General features: G+C 36.5%; 11 protein-coding genes. All 11 read left to right on the forward strand.

Annotated features, from left to right (window positions below; genetic code table 11):
* Positions 1-6: 6 nt before the first annotated feature.
* The 11 genes from OO775_RS10825 to OO775_RS10875 all read left to right on the forward strand — a co-directional run bounded on the left by OO775_RS10825 (position 7) and on the right by OO775_RS10875 (position 14,507).
* Positions 7-432 carry a PaaI family thioesterase gene (locus tag OO775_RS10825; protein WP_309297252.1) on the forward strand — a complete coding sequence of 142 codons (426 nt, stop codon included), beginning with the start codon at positions 7-9 and terminating at the stop codon, positions 430-432.
* A 57-nt stretch (positions 433-489) separates the two neighbouring features.
* On the forward strand, positions 490-1,545 hold the full coding sequence (locus OO775_RS10830; RefSeq protein ID WP_264847142.1) for an isochorismate synthase: 1,056 nt from the start codon (positions 490-492) through the stop codon (positions 1,543-1,545).
* Between the two features lie 433 nt (positions 1,546-1,978).
* On the forward strand, positions 1,979-3,625 hold the full coding sequence (locus OO775_RS10835; RefSeq protein ID WP_264847143.1) for an OstA-like protein: 1,647 nt from the start codon (positions 1,979-1,981) through the stop codon (positions 3,623-3,625).
* A complete protein-coding gene (locus OO775_RS10840) occupies positions 3,622-4,149 on the forward strand; it encodes a hypothetical protein (protein WP_264847144.1) in 528 nt (175 codons plus the stop codon). Before OO775_RS10835 ends, OO775_RS10840 begins: the two co-directional genes overlap by 4 nt.
* A gap of 67 nt (positions 4,150-4,216) precedes the next feature.
* Complete coding sequence (locus OO775_RS10845; RefSeq protein ID WP_264847145.1) at positions 4,217-4,669, forward strand: 6-pyruvoyl trahydropterin synthase family protein; 453 nt, start codon at positions 4,217-4,219, stop codon at positions 4,667-4,669.
* Positions 4,670-4,707: 38 nt separating this feature from the next.
* On the forward strand, positions 4,708-5,478 hold the full coding sequence (locus tag OO775_RS10850) for a UDP-2,3-diacylglucosamine diphosphatase (protein WP_264847146.1): 771 nt from the start codon (positions 4,708-4,710) through the stop codon (positions 5,476-5,478).
* A 228-nt stretch (positions 5,479-5,706) separates the two neighbouring features.
* Positions 5,707-6,465 (forward strand): DUF6261 family protein, encoded by a 759-nt coding sequence (locus OO775_RS10855; RefSeq protein WP_264847148.1) that lies wholly within the window; start codon positions 5,707-5,709, stop codon positions 6,463-6,465.
* Positions 6,466-6,597: 132 nt separating this feature from the next.
* Positions 6,598-8,850 carry a GH92 family glycosyl hydrolase gene (locus tag OO775_RS10860; protein WP_264847149.1) on the forward strand — a complete coding sequence of 751 codons (2,253 nt, stop codon included), beginning with the start codon at positions 6,598-6,600 and terminating at the stop codon, positions 8,848-8,850.
* 47 nt (positions 8,851-8,897) lie between these two features.
* Entirely contained in the window at positions 8,898-11,339 is a 2,442-nt protein-coding gene (locus OO775_RS10865) for a glycoside hydrolase family 95 protein (RefSeq protein ID WP_340696716.1), read from the forward strand.
* A gap of 130 nt (positions 11,340-11,469) precedes the next feature.
* Positions 11,470-13,563 carry an alpha-L-fucosidase gene (locus OO775_RS10870; protein WP_264847150.1) on the forward strand — a complete coding sequence of 698 codons (2,094 nt, stop codon included), beginning with the start codon at positions 11,470-11,472 and terminating at the stop codon, positions 13,561-13,563.
* 101 nt (positions 13,564-13,664) lie between these two features.
* On the forward strand, positions 13,665-14,507 hold the full coding sequence (locus OO775_RS10875) for a rhomboid family protein (RefSeq protein ID WP_264847153.1): 843 nt from the start codon (positions 13,665-13,667) through the stop codon (positions 14,505-14,507).
* Positions 14,508-14,615 lie beyond the last annotated feature (108 nt).

Here is a 14,615-nt window from a genome sequence, read left to right on the forward strand (position 1 = left end):
AAGGATATGATAGATAAAAATAAAATTTTAGAAAAATGCAACAAGTATTGCCAAGGTACGCTTATGGAAACGTTGGGAATCGAATATATTGATGTAAACGAAAGTGAGCTTGTAGCACGAATGCCTATAACTCAGAAGGTATGCCAGCCTAATGGTGTACTACACGGAGGGGCTTCGGCGGCAGTTGCAGAGAGTGTAGGAAGTATGGCAGCTATGGTTCTAGCAGCGCAACCCAATGAACAAGTTTTAGGAATAGACATAATGATGAATCACGTTCGCGGAGTAAAAGAAGGATATGTATATGCAACAGCTACCTCTTTGCATAAAGGACGCACGTTGCAACATTGGGATATTAAGATAACCGACGAACAAAATCGGTTGATAGCTTATGGAAAACATACAACTATTATAATTAAAAAAAATGATAACTAAGTAGAAAGATTTATTCGTTGTATTTTCCGATTGATAGAGTAAAAATAGAATTAGCTAATGGTCATAAATTATTCAGACTTTTTGCATAAGATACAAGCTATTGAAAACGAACAACTTCCTTTTGTGGTATATAAGTTACCTTATCAAAAGGAAGTTCATTTGTTATATCAGCAAACTGATGAGCTTTTAGAAACGGATTTTTCTAAGAGCGGATTTGTATTATACCCTTTCTATGGTGATAGTTCGGTATGGTTACATGCTGATAATCATTACGTTTCGGTAAATAATGTAGTTGAAAATGGCATACACTTAGGTCATTGTTCAGAAGTTCTAAGTGGAAAACAGGCGCATCTTGATAGAATAAACAAAGCGATAAAGCAAATGCAGAGTGAAGTTCTTCAAAAAGTAGTACTCTCACATCGGGAAGCGATTTTGACCGATGAAAAACCAGCAGTTACGTATTTTGAAAGACTAATTACTTGCTATCCGTTGGCATTTTGTTATGTTTTTCATCATCCTAAAATGGGAAAATGGATTGCAGCAACCCCTGAAATACTATTCCAAACCGAAGGAACACAGCTCAAAACAATGTCTCTGGCAGGTACTAAACCTTATATTGAAGGCGAATTGCCAAGTTGGAGTAGTAAAGAGTACGAAGAACAACAAATAGTTACTGATACAATACTTTCTAACCTAGCTCCTTTGACCAAAAATATAACGATTAGCTCGGTGAAAACTATTCGAGCGGGAAATTTGTGGCATTTATGTACAGATATATATGCGGAAATTATTGAAAAAAATGCACTTAAAGATATATTATTCTCATTGCACCCAACACCTGCCGTATGTGGATACCCTACTGAAATAGCGCGAAAATTCATTTTGGAAAATGAGAACTACGATAGAGCTTTTTATACGGGTTTTTGTGGAGTTATCAATATGTATAAACCTGAAAAAATGACAATATATGTGAATTTGCGTTGTGCTCAAATTCTTAAAAATAAAACATTTGTATATGTGGGAGGTGGTATTACTCAGCAATCTAATCCAGAACAAGAATGGGAAGAGCTTTTGAATAAGGCGCAAACTATGTTTCGTATAGTATGCCAATAGTTTGTTTATAGGAATGATTTTGTTTTGTAGTTATAAACTATTGACACCTATTAGAAATAATTATTTTTATGAATAGAAATAGTTCTTAGTTTGAATAATGTTTTATTTTATAAATTGGAAAGTGTTTTCATTATAAATAAATGTAGTTGTTTTTGGTTTGGAAAGTATTTTTATTATAAATAAATGTAGTTGTTTTTGGTTTGGAAAGTATTTCTATTGTCTGTAATGTTTTTATTTGTAGATTAGAAATAGTTTTTATTATAGTAAAAAAATGTTTTTTATCTGATTGTTGTGTGTTTGTTGTGTGTAAAAAGTAATATAAAGTGTTTTTGTATTAAGTTTAATTGGTGTTATAAAAAAATATTTTGAATAAATATTTTTTTTAATTGAAAAAAATAATATAGTTTTGTGTTTTGAAATAAAATAAAAATATATGTATAGATTATTTTATGTTTTACTACTTGTTTTTAGTTTTTGTCATTCTGTTTTTTCGCAGACTAATACGAAATCTAAACAAATAGAAATTGTTTATGGAGGTACTTTGACACTTGATGAGGTTAAATATCCGGGTGCTACTATATTTAATAGCGATGGAGAACGTCAGGTGCAATTTCGTCACGAGGGACTTGATGTATGGTGCGATATAGCTATTTTGTATCAGCAAACGAATATGGTTAAGGCGTATGGGCAAGTTTTCTTGCAACAAGGCGACTCACTCAAAATGGACAGTGGGTACATAGAGTATAACGGAGATACAAAAATAGCGCTTGCTAAGGAAAAAGTAAAACTTCGGAATGATAAGATGACTCTCGAAACTGAAGAATTATTCTTTGATAGGAACTTGCAAGAGGCGTACTATACCAATCACGGAAAGATTACCGATGAAGAAAATGTGCTTACTAGTAAGGAAGGAAGATATTTTGTAGTTCCGAAGAAGAATAAGTTTGTTACCAATGTCAAAATTACTAACCCAGACTTTGTTTTAGTCTCAGAAATGCTCGATTATTACCACCCAACAGGACACGTATATATGTTTGGAGCTACAACTATAACTGGGAAAGACTATCAAATATACTCCGAAAAAGGTTTTTACGATACGCATACAGAGCAAGGTTATTTTATGAAAAATTCTCGGATTGATTACGACCATAAAATCATATTCGGAGATAGTTTGTACTTTGATAAAGTACGTAGCTTTGCCTCTTCAACAAATAATATCAAGATAATAGACACGATAAATAATACAATTGTCAAAGGACACTATGGCGAAGTATATCGCGCTTTGGATTCGATGTTTATTACTAAAAAGGCACTTATTATCAGCTTGGTAGAACAAGATTCGATGTATATGCACGGCAAGCGTATTGTTGTTACCGGAAAGGCAGGCGAGCGATTAGTCAGGGCATACCCTAATGCGCGTATGTACAAATCGGATATGCAAGGTAAGTGCGACTCTATTCATGCAAGCGAATTGACAGGTATTACACAGCTTATAGGCAAGCCTGTGCTATGGAGTGGCGAGAATCAACTAACGGGAGATACTATACACGTTTTGTCTAATACAAAAACGGAGCAGTTAGACTCATTAAAAGTTTTTGACAATGCTTTTATCATAGAGAAAGATACCCTAAGCGACGGATTTAACCAAGTAAAAGGTAAGGTGCTTTATGGAAAATTTTATAATAATAAACTAAAACGTATTGACCTACTGCAAAATACAGAAGTTATCTATTATGTATATACAGATAATAAGGAGCAAGTAGGAATTAACAAAACCAAATGTAGTCGCATACGGGTTTGGCTCAATGAAAAACCTGAGATAGAGAACATTATATTCTATACCGAAGTAGAGGGGGCTATTTATCCTGATGATAAATTGGCTGAAAACGAACGAAAATTCCCTAACTTTGTATGGCGAGGTGATGAAAAAATAAATGCTAAGGAAGAGATATTCCCCGAAGAGGAACAAAAGATTGAACCTAAGAAGTTGCAAGAGATGAAAACCTCTGAAGAGATTGATGCCTATGAGTTGGAACTAAGTGGAAGTACTGAAAAAAATAAAGAAACTAATACGCAATGAGTTTTAGTTCCTATATTCGGTTTTGGTGGCATTCAACCAATCAGCATGGAGTGCATTCTCCCTTTGTTTTTGACTTGGTAACTAAGTGTTTTTATGACAAAACAAAGTATAAAGCATATGAAGAATTTTCAAAACTACCTATAAAAGGATTTTCTAAAAGAGATAAAGCCTTTTTGTATCGAATTTTCCAATATTTTTCATATCAAAACATAGTTATATACGAAAAAAATGATGACATTTTGTCTTTTTATACAGCGTTATTCACCATACATCATCAAAAAAGGGAAGTAGATATGTTACTTATTGACCAAAATCAACCGATTTCAATCGCTGATAATATCCATAAAATGCACAATGATAGTTTGTTATTACTTTGTAAGCCCTATCAAAGCAAAGAAAAAGAAAATTTTTGGAAAGAAATAATAAGTGATACTACCTTTTCGGTTACGATTGATACCTATCACTTTGGGTTGGCTTTTGTGCGGAGAGAACAACGCAAACAGCACTTTGTGATACGTTTGTAAATTTGTTATGGGATACAATTTTTACAATATAATACAGATTATAAAACTAATTTTTTAATAGAAAACAATGGCAAAAATACGAATTACTAAAAAATTTGAATTTGAAGCAGGGCACGCTCTTTACGGATACGATGGAAAATGTAAGAACCTGCACGGACATAGTTATAAATTGTACGTTACGGTAATTGGCAAACCTATCAAACAAGACGGACACGTTAAAAATGGTATGGTAATTGACTTTGGAGACCTCAAACGTATCGTAAAACAAGAGATTGTCGATGTATTTGACCATGCAATGGTTTTCAATCGGCAATCAGAACATAAAGCTACTGCCGAGAAATTGCAAAGTGAAGGACACGCTATTATTCTGGTTGATTATCAACCTACCAGTGAGAACTTGGTAATAGATTTTGCTCATCGAATACAAAAGCATCTGCCAAGTGGGGTGAGTTTGCACTCCCTTCGTTTGCAAGAAACGGAGAGTTCTTATGCCGAATGGTTCGCTTCGGATAATATGTAAAAGAGATAAATCAGTTACCACTTACAAAATCTATATATATGATATATATCGAATTATCGCAAGGTAAAAAAATTTATTTTGCATCAGATAATCACTTAGGCGCCCCCACATATGAGCAAAGCCGAGTGCGAGAACAACACTTTGTACATTGGCTCAATAGTATAAAAACAGATGCACAAGCTATTTTCCTTCTGGGAGATTTGTTCGATTTTTGGTTTGAATACGATAGGGTAGTTCCCAAAGGATTTGTGCGCACACTTGGAAAGCTTTCCGAGCTTACCGACTCGGGTATTCCTGTTTATTTCTTTGTAGGAAACCATGACTTATGGATGCGTGATTACTTTTCAAAAGAGTTGAACATTCCTGTATTTCATTCGCCCCAAGTAGTGGAATGTAATGAAAAACGCTTTCTGATAGGACACGGCGATGGTCTCGGACCAGGCGATATCGGATACAAACGTATGAAACGGGTTTTTACATGTGGCGTAAGTAAGTGGATTTTCAAATGGTTACACCCCGATATAGGTGTACGTCTTGCACAATATTTATCGACCAAGAATAAACTAATTTCAGGTAAAGAAGATGTTTTTTTTCTGGGAGAAGACAACGAATGGCTTGTACAATATTGTAAAGAACAGCTACAAGAAACTCATTATGATTACTTTCTTTTCGGGCATCGGCACTTACCGCTTTCTATTGACTTAGAAGGTCAATCCAAGTACATCAATACGGGAGACTGGATAACCTATTACACCTATGCTTACTTTGATGGGAAAGACGTTACACTTGTCGAATATGAAGATAAGTAAAAAGAGTTATATATAGTAGTTTATATAATAGATTTTTTTAGAAAGAAAAGTAGGTTTAGATTTCAAATTTTTTTTAAATTTTCAATAGCTAATAGCGAATAATACAAAAAAATGATTCGATTTATAAGTGAAAAATTGTAAATAAATAGAAAAAAAATAAAAATTTGTTTGTAAAATAAAAAATAAATTGTAATTTTGTAGCAGAATTAAATTAAAATAAGAATTATTATGGCAAAAATAGTTCGTCCTGTGAAGGTTAAATCAATGAGTATGCATATGTTGAACAACAACGAGTATGCACAATTTATGAAAGGTGTAGAAAGCCTTGTTGAAATAGCAACTACCGAGAAATTGGTTATTAAAGACGATTTGTTTTTGGCGTTTAAGGAAGATATCCAGTTGCTTATTGATGCTACGAATCAAAGTACGCAACGCCACGAAACACAAAAACTTAAAGAATTGGATAAGAAGCGCGATGAGTTATCTACTTACTTGCTATCTGTTTTCAGAACCGAATCGAAGTCGTCTTTGGCAAATAAGAAAGAAGCAGGAACGGTATTATATGCGCAAACCAAATCGTATTTGGGTATCTCAAAGCAACCTGATAGACAAAAGACCAATGTGATTGATGCTATGATTTTTGACCTACTCAAAGATGAAAATACCAAATATTTGAAGGCATTGGGGCTGCAAGAAGTGGTTAGCGAATTGCGTACTACTAATCAAAAGTATAGTAAACTGACCGAAGAGCGTGCCGAAAATCAACTCAAAACCAAGTTGCCTAATGTCAAATCAATACGTAAGGAGTTAGACGAAGTATATGGTTTTATAATCGACTTAGCGTATGCTACGATGCTTACTACTCCCTCTGATGAAGTGATCAATTTCATTAACTTGATGAACAAACTCATTGATGATACAACCACGCTTAGAAAACAACGTGTAGGGCTTATTCGTAAAACAAAACCCGAAACAACTCAACAATGATAAACAAAACCATATCTGTGTTATAAAAAATAGGTTACAGATATGGTTTTCTTTGTATTTAATAGAATAAAAAAAATGTCAGTAGGTGTTACTTTATGTATCGCCTATTACTATTATATATAATTGTATTTTATGAAAAAAATAGTATATGTAGCTGTTTTGGTACTATGTATAGGAGCTTGCAAAGACAAAGAATTGCAAACAGAGGTATTCAAAGACCACTTGCAATACGTAGATACGCGTATGGGAACAGATTCCTCTTTTGAGTTTTCTAACGGAAATACATATCCGGCGATAGCACTTCCGTGGGGTATGAATTTTTGGACACCACAAACAGGTAAAATGGGCGATGGTTGGGCATATCAGTATAGGGCGCATACCTTGCGAGGGATAAAACAAACGCATCAGCCAAGTCCGTGGATTAACGACTATGGTGCTTTTTCGCTGATGGCAGTTACCGATACCTTACGCTATAAAGAAGAGGAGCGCGCTTCGTGGTTCTCACACAAGGCAGAAGTAGCAAAACCCCATTATTACAAAGTATATTTGGCGGATTATGATACGCAAGTAGAAGTTACTCCAACTGAGCGAGCTGCGCAGTTCCGTTTTACGTTCCCTCAAACCAATCAGGCATACATTCTATTAGATGCTTTTTTCAAAGGCTCTAAGGTACAAATACTGCCTACTCAGCGGAAAATAATAGGATATTGTTCAAATAATAGTGGTGGTGTACCTGATAATTTTAAAAACTTCTTTGTTGCAGAGTTTGATACCGATTTTAAAATCTATCATACCTGGGGAGATAATTGGCAATTGGCAGAAAATAGCACTGAAAGCGAGGGTGCACATACGGGGGCTATTGTTGGATTTGAAACCAAGAGAGGGCAACAGGTGGGAGTCCGTGTAGCATCTTCATTTATCAGTTTAGAACAAGCTCAACGTAATCTTCAACAAGAAATCGGTACGGATACCTTTGAGGAAACTTTGCAGAAAGCAACGAATCGATGGAATGAAGAGTTAGGCAAAATTGAAGTTTTGGACACCAATACGGACTATGTACGCACGTTCTACTCTTGCTTGTATCGCGTTTTGCTATTTCCACGTAAGTTTTATGAGCATACAGCATCGGGCGAGATAGTACATTATAGTCCGTATAATGGGAAAATAGAAAAAGGATATATGTACACCGACAACGGGTTCTGGGATACGTTCCGTTCGGTATTTCCGCTCTTTAATTTAGTTTATCCTTCGGAGAATAAAAAGATAATGAAAGGTCTTGTCAATACCTACAAAGAATCGGGCTGGCTACCCGAATGGGCAAGTCCTGGGCATCGTGATTGTATGATAGGGTCTAACTCGGCTTCTATCATTGCCGATGCGTTTTTGAAAGGAAATATCAATACCGAAGATGCCGAAATTCTTCTTGAAGCGATGATTAAGAATGCAACGACAAACGACGGACGTCCTGTCAAATCGGTAGGGCGTGAAGGAGTTGATTACTATAATGAGCTTGGATACGTACCCTATGATGTGGGTATTAATGAAAATGCAGCGCGCACCTTAGAATACGCCTATGCGGATTATTGTATTGCACAAATAGCGCAAAAGTTAGATAGGTCTGACCTTGTCGAATTATATACGAAACGAAGTATGAACTATCGCAACCTATTCGACAAAGAAACCGGTTGGATGCGCGGACGCAATCAAGATGGCAGTTTTCAATCACCTTTCAATCCGCTCAAATGGGGAGATGCCTTCACCGAAGGCAATAGCCTACACTACACTTGGTCGGTCTTCCACGACATAGACGGTTTGGCAGAGCTAATGGGAGGGAAGGCTGCTTTCGAAAGCAAATTAGACCAAGTATTCACAATGCCACCTCACTTTGATAATTCGTACTACGGATTTACCATACATGAAATTCGCGAAATGCAAGTGGTCAATATGGGTAACTATGCGCATGGTAACCAGCCCATACAGCATATGATATATTTGTATAACTATGCAAATGCCCCATACAAAACTCAGAAGTATGTGCGACAGGTACTAACCGGTCTTTATGCACCAACCCCGGATGGTTACTGCGGTGATGAAGACAATGGACAAACTTCCTCGTGGTATGTATTTAGTTCTATGGGCTTTTATCCGGTAACTCCAGCAAGTGAAAACTATCAGATAGGCTCGCCTTTGTTCCAAAAAGTGAATATCTACTTGGAGAATGGTAAGCGATTTACTATTGAATCGAAAGGAAACACACCTGAAAACTATAATATTCGATCAATGACTCTTAATGGAAAACCTTTCAAATCGTACGAAATACCTTATTCGACAATTATAAAGGGAGGAAGACTCTTTTTCCAAATGGGAAAATATAGCCAGAAATAGTTGTAACCTTATAGTATATAAAAAATAACAAACCAAAACTACTTATTATGCGCAAAATTTTTATAATATGTATAGGTATCATGGGATATACTACATGGGCGCAAAAAGCTGATAAGTGTATTGTATTTGACAAACCTGCTCAGCATTTCACTCAGAGTTTGCCCGTAGGGAATGGTCGTTTGGGTGCAATGATGTTTGGAGGTACGCATACCGAAACCATCATTCTGAACGAAATTTCGCTATGGTCAGGCGGTCGCAATCAGCCCGACAACCCCCAAGCGTATAAGTATCTTAAACCAATACAAGAGCTTTTGCAACAAGGGAAGAATGTAGAGGCACAGGAGCTTTTGCAAAAACACTTTGTAACTGAACCACGCCAAGGAACATGTTTTGGAAATGGTAAAGATTGCCATTATGGATCGTATCAGATGTTAGGAATTTTAAATATTACTTGGCAGGATACGCTATCCACCAACAACTACAAACGTATTTTAGATTTAGATACAGCACTTGCTACGACTACTTATATACGGGGACAAAGTCAAATTACCGAGCAACTATTTGCTGATTTTCAGCATGATATTATCTGGGTTTCCCTGCAAAGCACTTCGCCCGATTTAGATATCCGGATAGATTTACAACGTAGCGAAAATGCCTCTTTTTCCGTAGTAGGCAATGAGCTTATTATGCAAGGGCAACTGACCAATGCCAGCGAAAAGGGGATGAAGTTTGCCACCATTGCACAAGTGATAAGCCCCAAAGGGAAGCTATCTGTCCAAAATAATACGCTACATATAGCTGGCACAGACCGAATTACGATTAAAATAAGTGCCGCTACTTCTTACGACCACGCCACTGGCACGCTTTCTGATAGCAACCCCGTTGATACAGCGCGTAGTTACCTTACTCAAAGTGCTTCTATAAGTTACGATACAGCGTACTTACAGAGTTTGAATCGATATACAGAGCTATTTGCACGCAATACTTGGACAATGCCCATTTCAAACCAAGAAGCAAGTACGCTTACTACCCAAGAGCGACTGCATCGGTACTTTGCAGGGGGGAGCGATAACCAATTACCGATATTGTATTATAACTTCGGGCGGTATTTACTTATCAGTTCTTCACGAGAAGGCTTGTTGCCTGCCAATCTGCAAGGGTTATGGGCTGATAGTTTCCAATGTCCGTGGAATGGAGATTATCATCTGAATATCAACGTGCAGATGAACTATTGGTTAGCTGAGCCGACCAACCTTTCTTCGCTAAGTGAGCCTTTGTTCCGCTTTACCAAAAATTTAGTTCCCAATGGTAGAATCACTGCCAAATCCTATTACGCTGCCGAAGGTTGGGTAGCACACGTGGTTTCCAATCCGTGGTTTTTTACTTCCCCAGGGGAAGGAGCACAGTGGGGTTCTACACTTACAGGTGGTGCGTGGCTTTGTCAGCATATCTGGCAGCATTATTTATTCAATGGTGATAAGGAGTTCCTACGCGAATATTATCCCGTACTTCGTGATGCGGCTTTGTTCTTACAGACGATTCTTATAAAAGATAATTCTACTGGATATTGGGTAACGGCACCTTCCAATTCTCCTGAAAATGCCTATTTGTTTCCACTTCCCAACGGAGAAAAACAACCGCTTACTACCTGTATGGCTCCTACGATGGATATGCAAATCGTAAGGGAGCTATTTGCCAATGTATTACAATCCTCAGAAATATTGGGTGTAGATGGTAAATATCGTAGCAAGTGGTGCGACATTATCAAGAATACCAGTCCGAATACGATTGGAAAAGGTGGCGACCTGAACGAATGGTTAGTTGATTGGGATGATGCTGAGCCGCAACATCGACACGTATCACATCTCTATGGGTTACATCCCTTTGATGAAATTACCCCATGGGATACACCTAAGTTAGCTCAAGCAGCAAAAAAGACACTCGAACTGCGCGGTGATGCAGGTACAGGGTGGGCGCGTGCTTGGAAGATTAACTTCTGGGCGCGCTTGTCAGATGGAGATAAGGCATTGAAGTTATTCCACAAGCTACTCAAACCCGTTACTCATAATCCGAAAGCATCAACTATAAGCAGTGGGGGAACGTACGAGAATTTGTTTTGTGCGCACCCTCCTTTTCAGATAGACGGAAATTTTGGAGGAACTGTGGGGCTTGCCGAAATGCTTTTGCAAAGTCATGGGACAAATAACACTATTCGATTCTTACCAGCACTGCCCTCACACTCCGACTGGCAAAAGGGACAAGTTTCGGGAATGAAAGCACGCAAAGGTTTTACACTTAGTTTTTATTGGGAGAATGGAAAAATAAAGCAAGTAACAATTACCTCAAATCAAGGGAATACATGTTATGTACTACTTCCTGCTCATATGTCTATATACAATGAAGCTAATAAACGAATTGTAAAAGGACAATCTATGGATAAAGTAGTTCATTTTCAAACAAAAAAAGGAGCTATATATACCATTAAATAATAAAATAATCAAGTTTATCTACTATTAAACTTTCCAAAAAATACAAGAAGGAAGTTCATCAGAAAGTAACTTCTTTTTATAGAAAAAAAGAATAACTAATAAATATTTATAACTATAAAAGTAAAAAAAAATGCGAGTATCAAGTATTGTAATACTAAGTATAAGTTTATTTTGTGGAGCTTGCAAGTCTTCCAAAATAGAAGCACCAGAACCTTATGGAGCTGTACCTACTACACAACAGCTTAATTGGCATAAGTTGGAATATTATGCCTTTATTCACTTCAATATGAATACATTTACCGATATGGAGTGGGGTATGGGTAGTGAGCAACCACAGTGGTTTAACCCAACTAATCTTGATGTAGAACAATGGGTCAAAGTAATTAAAGAGGCTGGAATGAAGGGAATTATCCTTACTGCAAAACACCACGATGGGTTCTGCCTATGGCAATCTGCTTACACAGAACATTCTGTAAAGAACTCTCCTTGGCGAAATGGTAAAGGCGACCTAGTGAAAGAATTGTCACAGGCTTGCCAACGGCACGGAATAAAGTTAGGAATATACTTGTCTCCATGGGATAGGAATCATCCAGACTACGGAAAGCAAGCATACGTAACGTATTTTCATAATCAACTACGTGAATTGCTAACTAACTATGGGGAGATATTCGAAGTTTGGTTCGATGGAGCAAATGGGGGAACAGGTTACTATGGTGGCGCAAACGAACTCCGCACAATTGACGCTAAGACATATTATCAGTGGGACAAAGTGAAAGAGATTGTCAGGGAGTTACAACCCCAAGCTGTGATATTCGGAGATAAGATGGATATCCGTTGGGTTGGTAATGAACGTGGAGTAGGGGGACTAATCAGTTGGTCACCTATCAATTATTGGAAAACTCCGCAAGGTATGACCCACGAAGAGCACCTTTCTCGAGGCGATGCTGATGGAGTAGAATGGATTCCATCAGAGGTAGATGTATCTATCAGACCAGGTTGGTATTATCATACTCGTGAAAATCATCAAGTTAAAACATTGAAACAGCTAGTCGATATCTATTATCATTCCGTAGGAAGGAACTCATCTCTATTGCTAAACTTCCCCGTTGATACGCGCGGGCAGATACACGATATAGATGCTAAGCAAGCAATACGACTTAAAGAAACTATCAATAGTGATTTTCAGGAAGAATTAGCCCATAAAGCCAAAGTTGAAGTAAGTAGCATTTGGAAAAATTCAAAAAAATTTGCAGGGTCAAATGTTATCAACTCAGATGAAACTTATTGGGCACCATCAGAAACAGATTCTACTCCCTTTCTTACCATTACTTTTGACACTCCAACACAATTCAATCGAGTAGTTTTACAAGAATTTATTGAGTTAGGGCAACGTATATCTCAATATACCATTCAAGTACGCAAAGCAGGAGGTTGGCATACTATTGCAAATGGGGCAACTATCGGATATAAAACTATTTTACGAACCGAATCTATCGAAACAACAGCAATTCGAATACTGATACAAAAGGCACAAGCAGTTCCGTTACTTCGGTTTGTAGGTGTGTATAATGCCCCTCCTTTACTTGTTCCACCAACTATATCACGTGATAAAGAAGGAAACGTAACCTTATCATCAGCTGAAACAGATATGCAAATTTATTATACACTAAATGGAGATAAACCCACAAAAGAATCTACTCTATATACAAAACCTTTTGAGGTAGTTACTCCTGTTGATATTCAGGTAATTGCATACGATAAGAAGACAAATCAGTATAGCGACATACAAAAACAGCATTTAGATATACCTAAAAAACATTGGAAGGTTATCGAAATCAGTTCAGGAGACCTACTAAAATCTGAATCAACTATTGATAATAATCCCATAACGGAGTTTTATACAGCCGCTACGGGTAAGAATCAATTCATTACTATAGATTTAGGTAAAGAATATTCCCTGAACGGATTTACATATTTGCCTGCGCAGTCTCGTTGGGCTTATGGAACAATTTCACACTATGAGTTTCATGTAAGTGCCGATGGGAAAAATTGGAAAAAAGTCTCTTATGGAGAGTTTTCAAATATAAAAAATAACCCAATTTTACAAGAGAAATACTTTGATACTACCACAGCTCGATATATAAAACTTATATCACTCAATCAAGTAGATAATAGTAATGCTGCTGGCTTTGGAGAAATAGGTGTACTTACCCAAACAAATTAAAAAATAGGAGTATCTAAATAGGATATACAAAGAATAAAAATTTTAGATTATTTTATTTTTTGCTAACTTTGCCAACGAAACAATTTTGTATATGGTAAATTATGAATAAAAATATTTTTACTTTTAGAGTACATTCGCTCTTAGTGGTTTATTGGCTGATAGTGCTCAATGTAGTTTTGTATATATTAGTCAGTCCGCTTTCTTTTTTGTTTCAGATTGATTCAAGTGTAATATATGATAAAATACAGCTTTCGCAGCAATTTGCTACTTTGATTGAAAAACCTTGGACACTGATAAGTTATGCTTTTTTCCATGCGAATTTTTGGCATTTGTTTTTCAATATGTTATTGCTTTACTTTGGAGGTATATTATTTCTAAATCTTTTCTCAGCAAAACGTTTTTTGTTTGTATATTTTATAGGAATAATCATTGGAGGAATGGCATTTGTTATGGCATATCAGGTATTTCCAAGGTTGAATAATATGATTTCTTATTTGGTTGGAGCCTCAACTGGGATAATGGCAATACTGATTTTTATCAGTACATATACGCCTTCGTATCGGATATATTTGTTTGGTGTTTTTGCCATACCCCTATGGGTGTTGGGAATCGGGTTAGTTCTTCTTGACCTTGTGAGTATTCCTATTTCGAATTCGGGAGGTCGAATAGCTCATTTGGGAGGTGCACTATATGGTTTTTTGAGTGCGTATTTTTTAAAAAATAATATATTGGTACAGCGTAAAAAATTGGTTAAGAGGTCGTTTGTGCAGAAGAGAAAGACAAATACGTTGTCAGAGGAAGAAAAACGCAAACAAGAACAGGTGAATATTATTTTGGATAAAATAAGTAAAAGTGGTTACGAGAGTTTGACCAATGAAGAAAAAACATTTCTCTTTAAAGTAAGCAAATCGGTGGGTAAAAAAACAGACAATACTACTATTTAGTCATATACAATACATTATTTAACTGCAAAAAAGAAATTTTATAAATAATTTGTATGTATATTTGAAAACAATATTTTATTTTTGCACGCATCTAATTTATTTATTTTC

It is taken from the genome of Capnocytophaga catalasegens (assembly GCF_026005215.1).
Taxonomy (GTDB): Bacteria; Bacteroidota; Bacteroidia; order Flavobacteriales; family Flavobacteriaceae; genus Capnocytophaga; species Capnocytophaga catalasegens.

Bases quoted from the DNA above. Each gene is read 5' to 3' on its own strand.
- OO775_RS10860 (WP_264847149.1), top strand. From the start codon at position 6,598: ATGAAAAAAATAGTATATGTAGCTGTTTTGGTACTATGTATAGGAGCT.
- OO775_RS10870 (WP_264847150.1), top strand. From the start codon at position 11,470: ATGCGAGTATCAAGTATTGTAATACTAAGTATAAGTTTATTTTGTGGA.
- OO775_RS10825 (WP_309297252.1), top strand. From the start codon at position 7: ATGATAGATAAAAATAAAATTTTAGAAAAATGCAACAAGTATTGCCAA.
- OO775_RS10855 (WP_264847148.1), top strand. From the start codon at position 5,707: ATGGCAAAAATAGTTCGTCCTGTGAAGGTTAAATCAATGAGTATGCAT.
- OO775_RS10840 (WP_264847144.1), top strand. From the start codon at position 3,622: ATGAGTTTTAGTTCCTATATTCGGTTTTGGTGGCATTCAACCAATCAG.
- OO775_RS10865 (WP_340696716.1), top strand. From the start codon at position 8,898: ATGCGCAAAATTTTTATAATATGTATAGGTATCATGGGATATACTACA.
- OO775_RS10850 (WP_264847146.1), top strand. From the start codon at position 4,708: ATGATATATATCGAATTATCGCAAGGTAAAAAAATTTATTTTGCATCA.
- OO775_RS10830 (WP_264847142.1), top strand. From the start codon at position 490: ATGGTCATAAATTATTCAGACTTTTTGCATAAGATACAAGCTATTGAA.
- OO775_RS10875 (WP_264847153.1), top strand. From the start codon at position 13,665: ATGAATAAAAATATTTTTACTTTTAGAGTACATTCGCTCTTAGTGGTT.
- OO775_RS10835 (WP_264847143.1), top strand. From the start codon at position 1,979: ATGTATAGATTATTTTATGTTTTACTACTTGTTTTTAGTTTTTGTCAT.
- OO775_RS10845 (WP_264847145.1), top strand. From the start codon at position 4,217: ATGGCAAAAATACGAATTACTAAAAAATTTGAATTTGAAGCAGGGCAC.